This window comes from Clostridium nitrophenolicum (assembly GCF_055391695.1).
This window is the reverse complement of sequence record NZ_AP042469.1, coordinates 5,410,481-5,428,465: the sequence shown is the minus strand read 5'-3', so window position 1 is coordinate 5,428,465 and position 17,985 is coordinate 5,410,481. Positions and strand designations below refer to the sequence as shown.

Sequence of the window (17,985 nt, the reverse complement as noted above, 5' to 3'; positions counted from 1 at the left end):
CGGATGAATGGTCAAGCTACAAAGGGCGCATGGTGAATGCCTTGGCACCAGTAGTCGAAGAAGGACGTGATAAGCTGCGATAAGCTTCGGGTAGGCGCAAATAGCCTGTGATCCGAAGATTTCCGAATGGGGCAACCCACACTACTAACGTAGTGTACTGTAAACTGAATTCATAGGTTTATAGGGATATACCCGGGGAACTGAAACATCTAAGTACCCGGAGGAAGAGAAAGAAAAATCGATTTCCTAAGTAGCGGCGAGCGAAAGGGAAAGAGCCCAAACCAGGAACTTGTTCCTGGGGTTGAGGACAGATCATAAAAGTTGTGATTTCTTAATTGAAGAGAGCTGGAAGGCTCCGCCGTAGAAGGTAACAGCCCTGTAAGTGAAAAGAATAGCAACGAGATCTGCTCCAGAGTACCACGAGACACGTGAAACCTTGTGGGAAGCAGGGAGGACCACCTCCCAAGGCTAAATACTAACTGGTGACCGATAGTGAAGCAGTACCGTGAGGGAAAGGTGAAAAGAACCCCGGGAGGGGAGTGAAATAGAACCTGAAACCGTGTGTCCACAACCGGTCAAAGCACTTTTACGTGCGATGACGTGCTTTTTGTAGAACGAGCCAGCGAGTTACGATATGTAGCAAGGTTAAGCACTTAAGGTGCGCAGCCGAAGGGAAACCGAGTCTGAATAGGGCAATAAGTTGCATGTCGTAGACCCGAAACCGGGTGACCTATCCATGGACAGGTTGAAGCGGAAGTAAAATTCCGTGGAGGACCGAACCACGTTGGTGTTGAAAAACCATGGGATGAGCTGTGGATAGCGGAGAAATTCCAATCGAACTCGGAGATAGCTGGTTCTCCTCGAAATAGCTTTAGGGCTAGCGTTGAGAATGAGTAATGGAGGTAGAGCACTGAATGGGCTAGGGGCTGACAACAGTTACTGAACCCTATCAAACTCCGAATGCCATATACTTGAATCTCAGCAGTCAGACTACGAATGATAAGATCCGTGGTCAAAAGGGAAACAGCCCAGATCATCAGCTAAGGTCCCAAAGTGTAAGTTAAGTGGAAAAGGATGTGGGATTTCTAAGACAACTAGGATGTTGGCTTAGAAGCAGCCACTCATTCAAAGAGTGCGTAATAGCTCACTAGTCGAGAGATCCTGCGCCGAAGATGTCCGGGGCTAAAACTTACCACCGAAGCTATGGGCTCGAAAGAGCGGTAGAGGAGCTTCCTGTATGGATTGAAGTCGTACCGAAAGGAGCGGTGGACTGTACAGGAGTGAGTATGCTGGCATAAGTAGCGAGAAATAAGTGAGAATCTTATTGGTCGAAAACCTAAGGTTTCCTGAGGAAGGCTCGTCCGCTCAGGGTTAGTCGGGACCTAAGCCGAGGCCGAAAGGCGTAGGTGATGGACAATCGGTTGATATTCCGATACCGCCAACTGACGTTATTACAAATGGGATGACGCAGGAGGATAAGATGTGCGCACTATTGGATGTGCGTCTAAGCACTTAGACATGTTTAACAGGCAAATCCGTTAAACTTAGTTGAGGTGTGATGGGGAGCCCTTATGGGCGAAGTATCTGATTCCACGCTGCCAAGAAAAGTCTCTATGGAGGAAGTTGGTGCCCGTACCGCAAACCGACACAGGTAGGTGAGGAGAGAATCCTAAGACCAGCGGAAGAATTGTTGTCAAGGAACTCGGCAAATTGACCCCGTAAGTTAGCGATAAGGGGTGCCTACGCAAGTAGGTCGCAGAGAATAGGCCCAAGCAACTGTTTAGCAAAAACACAGGTCTCTGCTAAAGCGAAAGCTGATGTATAGGGGCTGACGCCTGCCCGGTGCTGGAAGGTTAAGGGGAACACTTAGCGCAAGCGAAGGTGTGAACTTAAGCCCCAGTAAACGGCGGCCGTAACTATAACGGTCCTAAGGTAGCGAAATTCCTTGTCGGGTAAGTTCCGACCCGCACGAATGGCGTAATGACTTGGGCACTGTCTCGACAACAAATCCGGCGAAATTGTAGTGCAAGTGAAGATGCTTGCTACCCGCGATTGGACGGAAAGACCCCGTAGAGCTTTACTGTAGCTTAGCATTGAGTTTCGGTATTGTCTGTACAGGATAGGTGGGAGACTGAGAAACAAGGGCGTCAGCCTTTGTGGAGTCATCCTTGGGATACCACCCTGACAGTACTGGGATTCTAACCGGCGGCCATGAATCTGGTCACGGGACATTGTTAGGTGGGCAGTTTGACTGGGGCGGTCGCCTCCTAAAAAGTAACGGAGGCGCCCAAAGGTTCCCTCAGAACGGTTGGAAATCGTTCGTAGAGTGCAAAGGCAGAAGGGAGCCTGACTGCGACACATACAAGTGGAGCAGGGACGAAAGTCGGGCTTAGTGATCCGGTGGTTCCTCGTGGGAGGGCCATCGCTCAACGGATAAAAGCTACCTCGGGGATAACAGGCTGATCTCCCCCAAGAGTCCACATCGACGGGGAGGTTTGGCACCTCGATGTCGGCTCGTCGCATCCTGGGGCTGAAGTAGGTCCCAAGGGTTGGGCTGTTCGCCCATTAAAGCGGCACGCGAGCTGGGTTCAGAACGTCGTGAGACAGTTCGGTCCCTATCCGTCGCGGGCGTAGGAAATTTGAGAGGAGCTGTCCTTAGTACGAGAGGACCGGGATGGACTGACCTCTGGTGCACCAGTTGTTCCGCCAGGAGCACAGCTGGGTAGCTATGTCGGGACGGGATAAACGCTGAAAGCATCTAAGCGTGAAGCCCACCTCAAGATTAGATTTCCCATAGCGTAAGCTAGTAAGACCCCTTGAAGAACACAAGGTTGATAGGTCAGAGGTGTAAGCATGGTAACATGTTCAGCTGACTGATACTAATAGGTCGAGGGCTTGACCAAATACAATTCACTGTGCAATTTTCAGAGAACAAATGTGTAAATTACTCAATGTTCTCAAAAAAGTTTGATAAACACTAAAAAAGTGTTGACAAACCTAAGCGAATCCAGTATAATATAAAACTGTGATGAGTAATATCTGGTGATTATGACGTGAAGGTAACACCCGTTCCCATTCCGAACACGACGGTTAAGCTTCATAGTGCCGATGGTACTGCAGGGGAGACTCTGTGGAAGAGTAGGTCGTCGCCAGGTTAGATGTTCCGTGGTAGCTCAATGGTGGAGCATTCGGCTGTTAACCGAAGGGTTGGAGGTTCGAATCCTCTCCACGGAGCCATTTTTATTTTTTGTATATAATATTATTTGATTGAAAACACACTAGTTAAAGATAGCTAGTGTGTTTTTTTATGTTTTAGATAAAAAAGTTTTAATAATTCCCATATACGCGCATAAAATATGGAGTATATGGAAATATATATATAATCAAATAATTTAGAAAATTTCATAAACTTAAGAGGATTTTTAAATTAAAAATAGAATATATAATTAAGCTTAAAAGTAAGAGGGGGAATTGCTTATGAAAAACTATTCAACGAAAAATTTAAGAAATGTAGGAGTAATAGGTCACAGTGGCTCAGGAAAAACTACTTTAACGGAAGCAATACTTTATTATACTAAGGCTACAGATAGATTCGGAAAAATTGAAGAAGGAAATACTATTAGTGATTATGATGCTGAAGAAAAAAGAAGAAAGATATCTATATCTACTTCAGTAGCTCCATGTGAATGGGAGGATGTTAAAATAAATTTAATCGATATGCCAGGATATTTTGATTTTATAGGAGAAACATTTCAAGGACTAAGAGCAGCAGATGTGGCTATGATTGTTGTATCCGGAGTTTCTGGTATTCAAGTAGGCACAGAAAAATCTTGGGGATATGTGAATAAGTATAGATTACCTAGAGCATTATATGTAAACAAATTGGATAGAGAAAATTCCAATTTTGATAAAGTGCTATCAGGTTTAAAAGAAAAGTTTGGTATATCAATAGTGCCAGTTCAGTATCCAATAGGAAATGAAGAAAACTTTTCAGGAGTTATAAACGTTATTTCTAGAAAAGCTAGGATATTTGATAAAAAAACTCATCTTATGCATGAAGCAGATATACCTAATGAATTAATTGATAAGATAGATCAATGTAAAAATATGATTGTAGAAGCCGTAGCTGAAACTGATGAAGCTTTACTAGATAAGTATTTTAGTGAAGGGACTCTAAGCGATGAAGAAATATACAATGGGCTTATAAATGGTTGTGCTAAAGGCGAAATTACCCCTGTAATGTGTGGATCTGCATTTAGTGGTATTGGTATTGAAACATTACTGGAGGATATAGTAGAATGTTTCCCATCTCCTGCAAATGCAGAGCCATTGAAAGCTAAAGATTTAAAAAATGATTCTGAAAAGAGTATTAAATTTGATGAAAATGCGCCGCTATCAGCATTTGTATTTAAGACAATAGCAGATCCATTTGTTGGGAAGTTATCATTATTTAAAGTTATTACTGGTAAAATTAAATCGGACTCAACGGTATATAATGCTAACAAAGATAAAGCAGAGAAAATAGGAACAATGTATTTCTTGAAAGGTAAGTTGCAAACCCCTGTTAGTGAAATAATAGCTGGAGACATTGGTGCTGTTTCAAAATTACAATTCACAAGTACTGGGGATACACTATGCGATGTATCTAATCCAATAACCTTTGAAAATATAGAATTCCCCGAGCCATCAATGTCAATGGCTGTTTTACCAAAATCCAAAAATGATGAAGATAAAATTTCTAATGGATTAAATAAGTTATTAGAAGAAGACCCTACATTTAAGGTATCAAGAGACTTAGAGAATGCAGAGTCAATAGTTTCGGGATTAGGAGAAACACACCTAGATGTAATTGCATGTAAATTGAAAAGTAAGTTTGGGGCAGATGTAGTACTTCAAACACCAAAGGTACCTTATAGAGAAACAATTAAAAAGGTTGCTGATGTTCAAGGTAAGCATAAAAAGCAATCAGGTGGACATGGTCAATATGGAGACGTAAAAATTAAGTTTGAACCTAGACAGGATGGAGAAGATGAATTACAATTTGTTGATCAGGTAGTTGGTGGTGTTGTTCCAAGACAATACATTCCAGCAGTTGAAAAAGGTCTAAAAGAATGCATACAGCGTGGTGTTTTAGCTGGATACCCTGTAATAAGATTAAAAGCTACACTACATGATGGATCGTATCATCCTGTTGACTCATCGGAAATGGCATTTAAGGTTGCTGCATCTTTAGCTTATAAGAAAGGATTGATGGAAGCCCAACCTATACTTTTAGAGCCAGTTATGCATGTAGAAGTATTGGTTCCAGAGTATTATATGGGAGATATAATTGGCGACATAAATAAAAAAAGAGGAAGAGTTTTGGGAATGGAACCATTTGAAGATAATCAAAAAATAATAGCAGAGATTCCTCAAGGAGAAATGTTTAAGTATGCTACAGATCTAAGATCAATGACTCAGGCAAGAGGAAGTTTTACAATGAAATTTGAAAGGTATGAAGAAGTTCCGGCTGCAGAGATAAATAAGATAATAGATGAAGCTAAAAAAATAAAAGCTAAGGTAGAAGAATAGAAAATAATAAGGAGAGCTCCAATATAGGTATTGGAGCTCTTATTCTGTATAATTTAATGGCTCATTAGAAAAAATAAGATTATTAGTTTGCTTGTAGTAAGTTTAGCAAGGGAGAGGTTTTATGTCAGAATACCAAATGAACATAAACGGTAAGATAAGTTTAGCAGATTATAGTAGCATTTATGATTATATTGCTATAGTTGATAAAGATGATAATCTTACAATAAGTATTGAGAATAATGCGGAAAATATTAATATAGTAAAGCAAATGCTGGAAAATAATAATTTTACCGTTGATTTAGATTGCAATAGGCATAATGGAAGATATTATATCAAAGCGTCCAAAACTAATTAAACAGATAGCTGTCTTAAAAAGTAAAAATTGAGACAGTTATTTGTTTAGTATTTATGTAGTAGTATAGTTATATATATAAATTAAAATAATATGAAGTTTATAAAGAATAATTTTAAAAACAGAAGTAATTTAAACGAATATAAAGAATAATTAGGATAAAATTAAAATTTAGGATAATACAGATATTGTATAAAGATAGTAATAGTATTAATATTAAATAAAGGTCAAAGAAAGACAAAGTCAGGATGGTGTTTTTATGGCTAGACTATCAGATGAGATTGAAGAGTTTATTAAAGCTATGTTAAATGAAAGTAGAGAAAGTCAGTTGCAAATTGTGCGAAATGAATTGGCTAATTACTTCAGTTGTGCTCCATCTCAAATTAATTATGTGTTAACCACTAGATTTACTACTAATAAAGGATACTATATTGAAAGTAAAAGAGGTGGTGGTGGCTGTATTATTATAAGACGATTAGAAGTAAGGAACGATGATTCCTTTATGGAGAGTATAAATGAGAAAATAGGAGATAGTATAACATATAATTCAGCATATCAGATAATAAATGGATTATTTGAAGCGCAAATAATAACTAAAACTGAGGCAGATATGCTAAGAGTTGTTTTAAATGACAGAACATTAATTGCTGCTAATGATAATAGAAATAGATTAAGAGCAGATATTTTGAAATCTGTAATTATGATAATTTTAAACAAGGAATAGATTGTTTTTAAATGTAAAATATATGTTATAATGGTTATTATATGAAATTTATGGCAACATAAAGAGGTGATAATATGATATGTGACTTATGTAAAAAAAATGAGGCTACTGTTCACATAACTAAAATATTGAATGGAGATAAAAAAGAACTAAATTTGTGTGAAAAATGTTCAAAGGAAAAAGGAGAATTAAATTTTTATAGTCCTATAGATATCTCTTCATCCTTTACCTTTCAAAATATATTGAGTGGGATAATGGAACATATAGGTAGCGTAGGAAAGGATGAAAAAAATTCATATATTTATTGTGAAAATTGTGGAACTAACTATAGTGAATTTAAGCAAAGAGGCTTAGCTGGATGTAGTGAATGTTATAAAAGCTTTAGTGAAACGATAAATCCTATTATAAAGAGAGTTCAGGGAAATATAGAACACACTGGAAAGATTCCTAAAAAGTTAGGTAAACATATGATTGAAAAGAAGAAACTATTGAAATTAAAAGAAGACCTCCAAAAGGCCATAACCGCAGAAGAATATGAAAAGGCTGCAGAAATAAGAGATTTGATTAGAAAGATACAAAATAATCAAAAGTAGGAGGTTAGATCAAGTATGAAAAATTGGATAAAGTATCAAGGAAAAAGAGATGATCTCGTATTAAGCAGTAGAATAAGACTTGCCAGGAATATTGACAAAATGCCTTTTCCACATAAGTTAAGTATAGAAAAAGGAAGAGAGATAGTACCGCTAGTTGAAGATGCTTTTTACAGATCAGTTCATATGAGGGAAGAATATGTAACTAATTATTTATGTGATAGAGATATAATTGCAAATCAAGTTTATTTAGAAAGGCATTTAATAAGTAAAAACTTGATTAATAATAGTGACAAAGCAGCTTTTATAATAGATAAAAATGAAACTGTAAGTGTTATGATAAATGAAGAAGATCATATAAGAATTCAATGTATTACATCTAGTTTGAATCTGGAAGAGGCATATGATTTAAGTAATAAAATTGATAATTTACTTGAAGAAAATCTGAGTTATGCCTTTGATGAAAAGCTTGGATATATAACATCATGTCCTACTAATATTGGAACAGGTCTTAGAGCATCTGTTATGATTCATCTTCCAACACTCTCCTTAAACAACAAAATGAACGGAGTTATAAATGCTGTGTCACAAGTTGGTATGACAGTAAGGGGATTATATGGTGAAGGTTCTAAGGCTTTTGGCAATATATATCAGATATCAAACCAAGTTACGTTAGGTCTTAGTGAAGAAGAAATTATAAGCAACTTAGAAGCAGTTGTAAAACAAATTATTAATGAAGAAAATCTTTTAAGAGAAGATCTAATTAAAAATTATAAATATGAAATAGAAGACAGAATTTATAGAGCTTTAGGTACGTTGAAGTCTGCAGTACTATTAAACTCAAATGAATGTATAAAACTTTTATCAGATGTAAGATTAGGCGTGGAAATGGGAATAATTAAAGATGTTGATAATGTTATATTAAACAATCTTCTTGTAGATACGCAAGCAGCATCTATACAACAAATTAATAAAGAAAAATTATCAAATAAAGGAATAGAACTTAACAGAGCTAAACTCGTTAAAGAACGATTAGCTAAAGTGATATTATGATATTAAGGGAGGTTATTTTAACATGATGTTTGGAAGGTTTACTGAAAGAGCACAAAAAGTTCTTTTTTATGCTCAAGAAGAAGCACAAGCTCTTCAACATGGGTATGTTGGAACAGAGCATATTTTACTAGGAATATTAAGAGAAGATGGAGTAGCTAAAAAATTTTTAAATGATATGGGCATTAATGTGGAGGCTGTAAGAAATTTAGTGGAAGAATATGAAGGCAAAGGTGATATCGACTTATATAAAAATGAGATTCCCCTTACCCCTAGAACCAAGAGATTATTAGAATTAAGTCTACTTGAGGCTAGAAACCTAAACCATAATTATATAAGTCCGGAGCATATATTATTAGCGCTTATAAGAGAAGCAGAAGGAGTTGCATTTACAATACTAAATAACTTAGGTGCTGACTTTGATAAGTTAAGAAAAGGGCTAATTGACAACCTTTCAGGAGAACAATCAGCAAGTAATAGTGATTTAGGTAAAGCAAACAATGAGCCAACGCCTACGTTAGATCAATTTGGGAGAGATTTAACTGAGATGGCCAGAGAAGGAAAGCTTGATCCAGTAGTGGGGAGGGAAAAAGAAACACAAAGAGTTTTAGAAATTTTGTGTAGAAGAAGTAAGAATAATCCATGTTTAATAGGAGACCCTGGTGTAGGCAAAACTGCAATAGCAGAAGGATTAGCACAAAGAATAGTGTCGGGAAACATTCCTGAAATACTTAGAAATAAGAGAGTTGTGACATTAGATTTATCTTCAATGGTTGCAGGATCAAAATATAGAGGTGAATTTGAAGAAAGACTAAAAAAGGTTATGGATGAATTAAGAAAGTCAGGAAGTGTTATATTATTTATTGATGAAATTCACACTATAATAGGCGCTGGTGCAGCCGAGGGTGCTATAGACGCTTCTAATATATTAAAGCCCGCGTTGGCTAGAGGAGAAATACAATGTATAGGTGCCACTACTATAGATGAATATAGAAAATATATAGAAAAAGATGCTGCCTTAGAAAGAAGATTTCAGCCAATTATGGTTGGAGAACCTAATAAGGAAGAGGCTGTGCTTATACTAAAGGGATTAAGAGATAAATATGAAGCACACCATAGAGTAAAGATTACAGATGATGCTATAGATGCGGCAGTAAATTTATCGGATAGATATATTACTGATAGATATTTGCCAGATAAAGCAATAGATTTAATTGATGAAGCAGCAGCTAAAGTAAGAATTGAAAATTTAATAGCGCCACCAGACTTGAAAAAACTAGAAAGCGATCTTGAGAAAACTACCAAAGAGAAAGAAGACTCAATAAGGGTTCAAGATTTTGAAAAAGCAGCAAGATTAAGAGATAAAGAAAAAGAAATAAAAGATAAACTAGAAGGCTTGAAAGCTAACTGGAATACCAAGAAGGAAGTTTCAAATCTTACTGTGAGCGAGGCCCAAATAGCGGCAGTTGTTTCAAAATGGACTAATGTTCCTCTAGAAAAGCTGACTGAAAGAGAATCGGAAAGATTATTAAAACTAGAGGAAATTCTTCATAAAAGAGTAATTGGTCAGGATGAGGCTGTAAAGTCTATATCAAGAGCTGTAAGAAGAGCTAGAGTAGGACTTAAGGATCCAAAGAGACCAATAGGATCATTTATATTCTTGGGACCAACAGGGGTAGGAAAAACAGAGCTCTCAAAGGCGTTAGCAGAAGCAATGTTTGGTGATGAAAATAATATGATAAGAATAGATATGTCTGAATACATGGAAAAGCATACAGTATCAAGATTGGTAGGATCTCCTCCAGGATATGTTGGTTTCGATGAAGGTGGTCAATTAACTGAAAAGGTAAGAAGAAATCCTTATTCTGTTGTGTTGTTTGATGAGATAGAGAAAGCTCATCCAGAGGTATTTAATATTCTTCTACAGATACTTGAGGATGGAAGACTCACAGATAGTAAAGGAAAAACAGTTAATTTTAAAAATACTATAATAATAATGACATCTAATGTTGGTGCATCTACTATTAAAAAGCAAAAATCAATGGGCTTTGCTTTTGGAGATGAAAGTGTGAAGCAGAATGAATACGAAAAGATGAAGGAAAATGTAATGGAAGAGCTTAGACGTTCATTTAGGCCTGAATTTTTAAATAGAATAGATGATATCATAGTATTCCACCAGCTTCAAGAAGAAGATCTAAAACAAATTGTAAAATTGATGTTAGATACTGTATCAGAAAGATTAAGAGAACAAGAAATCGATATTAATTTTACAGGAGAATCAGAAGAATTACTTGCCAAAGAAGGTTTTGATCTAACATATGGTGCAAGACCTCTTAGAAGAGCTATAACAAAAACTGTAGAAGATAAGCTTTCTGAAGAAATGTTAAAAGGTAATGTTAAAAAAGGAGATAAGGTAGTTGTCAGTGTGAAAGACGGACAATTAGAATTCAATAAAGGCTAATATTTAATTATATAAAAACAATGTGTAATGTTAAGGAGTTACACATTGTTTTTAAATTTTTTTAAAATTTTATTTATTGTTGACAACATTCGGTCACAATACTGTATAATTATATTTTGTATAGAAGGAGATGGTTTTAGTGGCGAAAAATAAGACCACTTTTGTTTGCCAAGAGTGTGGATATGAGTCCCCTAAGTGGCTGGGAAAATGTCCAAATTGTAGCACATGGAATAGCTTAGTTGAAGAAATTAAATCAGTAAGTAATTTTGCATTTAATCCTTTAAAGTCTGGAAGTGTTCCCAAAAATATAGCCAGTATAAAGTCTAGTGAATATGAAAGATTTGATACGGGAATAACAGAACTAAACAGGGTTTTAGGGGGAGGATTAGTTAAGGGTTCTCTTACATTGATATCTGGAGCACCAGGAATAGGAAAATCAACGTTGCTTTTACAGACAGCTAATAATATATCCCAAAAATATGGAAAGGTTTTATATGTATCAGGTGAGGAGTCTGAGGAACAAATAAAAATGAGAGGAGATAGACTTGATACAATATCAGAAAATCTTTATGTAGTTTCAGAAACAAACTTAGAGCAAATACAAGAACATATAGAAAACACAAAGCCCGTATTCGTAATTATAGACTCTATACAAACTCTTTTTAAGCAATCAGTTAGCTCTGCTCCAGGAAGTGTGTCTCAAGTTCGAGAAAGTGCTAACGATATTATGCATATGGGGAAGAGTAAAGGTATATCATTTTTTATTGTAGCACACGTTACTAAGCAAGGTGAATTAGCTGGACCTAGAGTACTTGAACATATGGTAGATACAGTTTTGTCTTTTGAGGGGCAAAGAACAGAGGAGTTTAGAATACTTAGAACCCTAAAGAATCGTTTTGGAACTACCAGTGAAATTGGAGTTTTTGAAATGAGGGAAAGTGGGCTTGAAGAAATATCTAACCCATCAGAAGTATTTCTCGAAGAAACTGAGTTTCAAAAAGAAGGTTCAGTAGTTATAGGTGTTATGGAAGGAACAAGACCAATTTTAGTTGAAATACAAGCCTTAGTCAGTGAAACAAAGGCAGTTATGCCTAGAAGAACTGCAGTAGGGGTAGATGCCTCTAGGTTAAATCTTATATTAGCGGTTCTAGAGAAAAAACTTAAAATACCATTCTATAATTCAGATGTTTATATAAATGTTGTCGGTGGACTTAATATTGAAGGAACATTTGGAGATTTAGGGCTTGCATTGGCGCTTATATCAAGTGTAAAATCTAAAGAAATAGGCCTAGAAAAACTATTGGTGGTTGGAGAAATTGGGTTAACAGGTGAAGTAAGACCAGTAGCATTTTGTGATAGACTTGTAAATGAAGCACATAAGATGGGATTTAAAAATGTAATAATACCAATGAGAAATGTAGAGAAGATAAGAAATAAGAATATTAATAGTATTTCTGTATCATCTCTTAGGGAAGCGGTAAATAAAGTATTTTAATATAGGGTGATTATGTTGAGATTAGAAAAAGATAAAGAATTAATGAGTATACTTAAACTGTTAGCTCCAGGTACACAACTTAGAGATGGGCTTGAAAATATACTTAGGGCTAAGACAGGTGGACTTCTAGTGTTGGGCGACAGTGAGCATATATTAAAAATTGTTGATGGGGGATTCACAATAAACTCTGAATACAGCCCTTCATACGTATATGAGCTTGCTAAAATGGATGGAGCGTTAATTCTCAGTAGTGATTTGAAAAAAATTGTATATGCCAATGCTCAGCTTATTCCAGACTCAAGTATTCCTACTTTTGAGACAGGAACTAGACATAGAACTGCAGACAGGGTAGCTAAGCAAACAGGCGCTATAGTTGTTGCTATATCTCAGAGAAGGCATATAATTACTATATATAAAGGAAGCATTAAATATGTGCTAAGAGATAGCAGTATAATCCTTGGAAGAGCTAATCAAGCGATTCAAACTTTAGAGAAATATGTAGCAGTTTTAGATAGAGTTGTTAGCAACTTAAATATACTTGAGTTTCAAGATTTAGTAACTCTATTTGATGTAATAACTGGAATCCAGAGAACCGAGATGGTTATGAGAATTGTGCTAGAAATCGAGAGATATATATGTGAGTTAGGAAACGAAGGAAGACTTATTTCAATGCAGTTGAATGAACTTATAAAAAGTGTGGAACAAGATGGAATACTATTAATTAGAGACTATTGTCAGAACAACATAGATTTTAATGAAGTATATAAGCAAATACAAGCAATGACTTCGGAAGAGATACTAAACTTAGAGTATATATCAAAAGCATTAGGATATATAGGTGTACCATTAGTAGATACACTTATATCACCTAGAGGATATAGAATGTTAAATAAGATACCTAGAATACCAACTAACGTAATAGAAAATCTAGTGAAAAATTTCAAAGAGCTTAAAGGTGTGATGGAAGCGTCATATGAACAGTTAGATAAGGTTGAGGGAATCGGAGAAGCAAGAGCTAGAGCTATAAAAAATGGACTTAGAAGACTTAGAGAACAAATTATGATAGATAATAATTTTAGCACAAAATAATGTCAAGCATTATTTTGTGCTAATTTTTTATCTAAATGTATATTTTCCTAAGGTATTTATTTTATCATATTCTTTTATAAGAACATCATATAAGTTTAAATCGAGAATATTACAAAGGGATGTTAAGTAAAAGAGATTGTTGCCAATTTCACGTTCAATTACCTCTCTACAATTATCACATAATTTACCATCAATGTGAGTTTGTAGGCAGTCTTTCAAGGATTCTATATTAATATCATCATTATCTTCAGGCATCTGTTGTTTTTTCGCAGTAACATTTATACAGCCACAACTTGTAATTGATTTTGCAACAGCTCTGTTTGTTCTTCCATTAGATTCTTGAAATTTAGTTAGTATATCCAAAATACTTTTGTGTCTTATTAGAGAATCATTTACTGCGTTTTGGAAATCATCAAAAATTACATCTTTCATGAGGTTCAACTCCTTATACAGATTTAAGTAAAGGTTCATAAATTAATTATAATTTTTTTCAGATAATTTTGTCAATAAAGCATAGTACGAATTTTACATTACTCCTATATAATAAATCAAGAACACTTTTATGAATAGGGGGATTATAATGTTAAATTGTGGACAAAAAGTATTTGTTCCAAATTATGGGGCAGGTATTATGAGTGATTTAGAAGATAAAAAAAATTACGATATAAATAAAAAGTATATAAGCATATCTTTTTTGCTTAATGATATAGATTTATTTATTCCTGAAGATAAGATTACAGGTTATAGAATTAGAAGTATTGTAAAAAAAGAAGAATTAGAGATGGCCATGGATATAATTAGTAATAAACCAGCAAGCATTGAAAGAAAGTGGAGTAAAAGATATAGATTAAACAACGATAAAATTAAGGCTGGTGATTTATTTAAGATGTGTGAGGTCATAAGAGATTTATATTATCTAAAAAATCAAGGAATGCTTCCACCGGGCGAGAAAAAAATACTTTGTAATGCAGAAAATATGGTAGCAAGTGAAATAGTATTAGTTTTAGATATAACTATGGAGGAAGCATTAGCTCAAATAAGAAATTTAGGTAAATAATTTATTAAATAGAGTTAACTTTTATTGAAAAAAATAATTTATTAATATATATTAGATATTAATAGGATTTAAAAATGTAAAAAATGTTAATAATTTTAAAGGAGGTGAGTAAATGCTAAAAAAATTATTAAGGGGACTTTTTACAATAATAGGATTATTACTAGGTTACTTAATTGGAGATGAAATAATCCATAATAACTATTTTTTAAACTCAGGGTACTTTAGTAATAGTCCTATAAAAACAATATTATTTTTAATTCTATCAACAATACTTTTTGGAATCATATTATTTTTAATATCGCCTTGGATTAATTCACTTATAATTAAAGTTATGGACTATATTGAAAAAAGTATACAAAAACTGCCGGCAACTGAAATATTATTTGGTACTATGGGAGCTATAATTGGTCTTGCAGTAGCTGCATTATTTGTAAATCTTTTAGCCCGTATACCTATTATAGGAGCAGTATTAGCCGTTGTTGTAGCTGTTATTATGGCCGCTTTAGGTGCAAATATAGCTATAAGAAGAAGAGAAGAGTTAATAAGTCTAATCTCAAGTATTGGTATAAAGAAGGCTGCATCAGGAAAAGACAAGAAGTCTAAAGGTGACTACAGAGGATACCCTAAGGTTTTAGATACATCTGTGATAATAGATGGAAGGATATTTGATATATGCCAGACAGGATTTGTTGAAGGATCTTTAGTTATACCGACCTTTGTGTTGGAAGAGTTAAGACATATAGCAGATTCCTCTGATGGGTTAAAGCGAAACAGAGGAAGAAGAGGTCTTGATATATTAAATAAAATACAAAAGGAACTAAATATAGACGTTCAAATATACGAAAAGGACTTCCCTGATATAGCAGAGGTAGATAGTAAATTATTAAAGCTTGCTCAAGTTTTGAATGGAAAAGTTGTAACCAACGATTATAACTTGAATAAAGTTGCAGAGTTTCAAGGGGTTCCGGTTTTAAATATAAATGAGTTAGCGAATGCCGTAAAACCTGTAGTTCTGCCAGGAGAAGAAATGAGGATACAGATAATTAAAGATGGAAAAGAGTCTGGTCAAGGTGTTGCCTACCTAGATGATGGTACCATGATAGTAGTAGAGGGTGGAAGAAAATATATAGGTGAAACTAAGGATGTAGTTGTTACATCGGTTTTACAGACAGCGGCAGGAAGAATGATTTTTGCAAAACAGAAAGAGGAAGCTTAATATGGGTAAAAATTATGCAATCATAGTGGCTGCAGGGAGAGGTAAAAGAATGGGAGCTGATATTAATAAGCAGTTCCTGGATATAAAAAATAAGCCAGTAATATATTACTCTTTAGCTACTTTCTCAAATAATAAATCAATTGATGAAATAGTTATAGTATGTGCTGAAGATGAGATAGAGTATTGTAAAATAGAGATTGTTGAAAAATATAAGATTGATAAAGTATCTAGAATAGTTGCTGGAGGAAAAGAAAGACAAGATTCTGTTTACAATGGATTAAGCGCCATAGAAGATTGTGAAATAGTTCTAATTCATGATGGTGCAAGGCCTTTTGTCACTGATAAAATTATTGAAGATGGAATAAAGTACGCTAAACAATATGGTGCATGTGCATGTGGAGTAGTGCCGAAAGATACAATTAAGATTAGAGATGCTCAAGGAATTTCCGTTGATACACTTGATAGAAATAGACTTTTTTCAGTTCAAACACCCCAATGTTTTAAGTATAATATGATTTTAGAATGTCACAAAAAATTAAGTAAAGATAGTATAAGCGTAACTGATGATACTGCTGTTGCAAATTATTATGGTAATACTGTTTATCTTTATGAAGGAAGCTACGATAACATAAAAATCACAACGCCTGAAGATTTATATGTTTCTGAAGGGATATTAAAGAGAATTAAAAAAGAGGATTAAAATAGAATAAAAATTGATAATATTTTTTAATATAAGCATGCCTGTGCATGCTTATATTATTTTAGGCAATAATTAATAAATAAAAATAATAATAAGGGTTAAATAAGTTATTATAATGTGTTAAAATGTTTAAGTGATTAGGTTAGTTGAATAATGTAATTTATTTTTACATATGCAATTTTAGTACTTTAAGACAAAGGTCTAAACATATAACTATATAATATCCAATCAGGGGGTAGAAATTAATATGAAAGTTTTTAATACTATGACAAGAAGAAAAGAGGAATTTATACCTTTAACAGAGAGAGAAGTAAAGATGTATGTATGCGGGCCTACTGTATACAACTTTTTTCATATTGGAAACGCAAGGACATTTGTTGTCTTCGATACGGTAAGAAGATACTTTGAATATAGAGGGTATAAGGTTAAGTTTATACAAAACTTTACAGATATAGATGATAAGATGATAAAAAGAGCTAACGAGGAAGATATTACTGTAAAGGAATTAGGAGATAGATTTATAAAAGAATACTATCAAGATGCAGATAATCTAAATATAGAAAGAGCTACAGTGAATCCAAGAGCTACTGAGTATATAGGAGAAATAGTTAGCTTTGTAAAAGACTTAATAGATAAGGGATATGCTTATGAAACAAATGGTGATGTATATTTTAACACTAAAAGATTTAATGATTATGGAAAGCTATCAGGTCAAAATCTGGAAGAGCTTCAAGCCGGAGCGAGGATTGACATAGATGAAAGAAAAAAAGATCCTATGGACTTCGCTATTTGGAAAAGTCAGAAACCTGGGGAACCAGCATGGGAGAGCCCATGGGGAAAGGGAAGACCAGGATGGCATATTGAATGCTCCTGTATGGCTTACAAATTATTGGGAGAAACTATAGACATCCATGCTGGAGGGTCGGATTTAGCGTTCCCACACCATGAAAATGAAATAGCACAAAGTGAGGCTAGAACTGGTAAGTCTTTTGCTAAGTACTGGATGCACTCAGCTTTTGTTAATGTAAATAATCAAAAAATGTCAAAGTCACTAAATAACTTTTTTACAGCAAGAGAAATATTAGAGAAATATGAACCAGATGTAATAAGATTATTTATGCTATCTGGACACTACAGAACTCAGATAAATTTTAGTGTAGAGCTATTAGAATCAACAAAATCAGCACTAGATAGATTGTATAATGCTATTTCAATTTTAGAAAATCTATTAGATGAAGTTAAAATAGAACAATTAACAGACGACGAAAAACATTATATTAAAGACTTAGCTTCATATAAAGAAAAGTATATAGAAAAAATGGATGATGATTTTAACACTGCAGATGCTATATCTACAATTTTTGATTTAGTTAGAGACATCAATACAAACTTGGGAGTTGATTCATCCAAGGAATTAGTCAATTATTCATTGAACTTAATACGAGAATTAGGAAGTCCATTAGGAATACTTCAGAAATCAACTAAAGGAAGTCTAGAAGAAGAAATAGAAAAATTAATAGAGGAAAGACAACAGGCTAGAAAGAATAAGGATTGGGCTCTTTCAGATAAAATAAGAGATGATTTAAAAGCAAGAGGAATTGTACTAGAAGATACACCGCAAGGCGTAAGATGGAAAAAAGCTTAATATATTCTGAACTAAAGCAGAATATCTAAAATATT

The 17,985-nt window shown here is 34.5% G+C and carries 13 protein-coding genes, 1 tRNA gene and 2 rRNA genes; 15 read left to right on the top strand and 1 reads right to left on the bottom strand.

The genetic code is table 11. The features are described 5' to 3' along the window. The first annotated feature begins 9 nt into the window (after window positions 1–9). The 11 genes from ACZ5N4_RS25750 (at window position 10) to disA (ending at window position 13,332) form a co-directional block, all read left to right on the top strand. Window positions 10–2,903, top strand: a 23S ribosomal RNA gene (locus ACZ5N4_RS25750). Between the two features lie 135 nt (window positions 2,904–3,038). Next, window positions 3,039–3,155, top strand: a 5S ribosomal RNA gene (gene rrf, locus ACZ5N4_RS25745). A 7-nt stretch (window positions 3,156–3,162) separates the two neighbouring features. Beyond that, window positions 3,163–3,237: transfer RNA gene (locus ACZ5N4_RS25740), tRNA-Asn, on the top strand. 240 nt (window positions 3,238–3,477) lie between these two features. Beyond that, the gene (fusA, locus tag ACZ5N4_RS25735) at window positions 3,478–5,571 is read left to right on the top strand and encodes an elongation factor G (RefSeq protein WP_464205555.1); all 2,094 of its coding nucleotides are present in this window, start codon (window positions 3,478–3,480) and stop codon (window positions 5,569–5,571) included. A 121-nt stretch (window positions 5,572–5,692) separates the two neighbouring features. After that, window positions 5,693–5,926: a hypothetical protein gene (locus ACZ5N4_RS25730; protein ID WP_464205553.1), complete on the top strand. Its 234-nt coding sequence runs from the start codon at window positions 5,693–5,695 to the stop codon at window positions 5,924–5,926. A gap of 256 nt (window positions 5,927–6,182) precedes the next feature. After that, window positions 6,183–6,647, top strand: a complete 465-nt coding sequence (locus ACZ5N4_RS25725) for a CtsR family transcriptional regulator (RefSeq protein ID WP_464205552.1) — start codon at window positions 6,183–6,185, stop codon at window positions 6,645–6,647. Window positions 6,648–6,721: 74 nt separating this feature from the next. Further along, window positions 6,722–7,240, top strand: a complete 519-nt coding sequence (locus ACZ5N4_RS25720; RefSeq protein ID WP_464205551.1) for a UvrB/UvrC motif-containing protein — start codon at window positions 6,722–6,724, stop codon at window positions 7,238–7,240. A 15-nt stretch (window positions 7,241–7,255) separates the two neighbouring features. After that, a complete protein-coding gene (locus ACZ5N4_RS25715; protein ID WP_464205549.1) occupies window positions 7,256–8,290 on the top strand; it encodes a protein arginine kinase in 1,035 nt (344 codons plus the stop codon). A gap of 22 nt (window positions 8,291–8,312) precedes the next feature. Beyond that, entirely contained in the window at window positions 8,313–10,748 is a 2,436-nt protein-coding gene (locus ACZ5N4_RS25710) for an ATP-dependent Clp protease ATP-binding subunit (RefSeq protein ID WP_464205548.1), read from the top strand. Between the two features lie 139 nt (window positions 10,749–10,887). Then, window positions 10,888–12,243, top strand: coding sequence for a DNA repair protein RadA (radA, locus tag ACZ5N4_RS25705; RefSeq protein ID WP_464205546.1), 1,356 nt, complete (start codon window positions 10,888–10,890; stop codon window positions 12,241–12,243). A 15-nt stretch (window positions 12,244–12,258) separates the two neighbouring features. Beyond that, window positions 12,259–13,332 carry a DNA integrity scanning diadenylate cyclase DisA gene (gene disA / locus ACZ5N4_RS25700; protein WP_464211057.1) on the top strand — a complete coding sequence of 358 codons (1,074 nt, stop codon included), beginning with the start codon at window positions 12,259–12,261 and terminating at the stop codon, window positions 13,330–13,332. Between the two features lie 27 nt (window positions 13,333–13,359). Here the strand turns inward: disA and ACZ5N4_RS25695 are convergent, their stop codons facing one another. Beyond that, window positions 13,360–13,764, bottom strand: a complete 405-nt coding sequence (locus tag ACZ5N4_RS25695) for a nucleoside triphosphate pyrophosphohydrolase family protein (protein ID WP_178909756.1) — start codon at window positions 13,762–13,764, stop codon at window positions 13,360–13,362. A gap of 148 nt (window positions 13,765–13,912) precedes the next feature. Between ACZ5N4_RS25695 and ACZ5N4_RS25690 the strand changes: the two genes are divergently transcribed. The 4 genes from ACZ5N4_RS25690 (at window position 13,913) to cysS (ending at window position 17,950) form a co-directional block, all read left to right on the top strand. After that, window positions 13,913–14,389, top strand: coding sequence for a CarD family transcriptional regulator (locus tag ACZ5N4_RS25690; protein ID WP_464205545.1), 477 nt, complete (start codon window positions 13,913–13,915; stop codon window positions 14,387–14,389). 112 nt (window positions 14,390–14,501) lie between these two features. Continuing rightward, window positions 14,502–15,605 (top strand): PIN/TRAM domain-containing protein, encoded by a 1,104-nt coding sequence (locus ACZ5N4_RS25685; protein ID WP_464205543.1) that lies wholly within the window; start codon window positions 14,502–14,504, stop codon window positions 15,603–15,605. A 1-nt stretch (window position 15,606) separates the two neighbouring features. Next, window positions 15,607–16,305: a 2-C-methyl-D-erythritol 4-phosphate cytidylyltransferase gene (gene ispD, locus ACZ5N4_RS25680; protein WP_464205542.1), complete on the top strand. Its 699-nt coding sequence runs from the start codon at window positions 15,607–15,609 to the stop codon at window positions 16,303–16,305. A 247-nt stretch (window positions 16,306–16,552) separates the two neighbouring features. Further along, a complete protein-coding gene (gene cysS, locus ACZ5N4_RS25675) occupies window positions 16,553–17,950 on the top strand; it encodes a cysteine--tRNA ligase (RefSeq protein ID WP_464205540.1) in 1,398 nt (465 codons plus the stop codon). The last annotated feature ends 35 nt before the right edge of the window (window positions 17,951–17,985 follow it).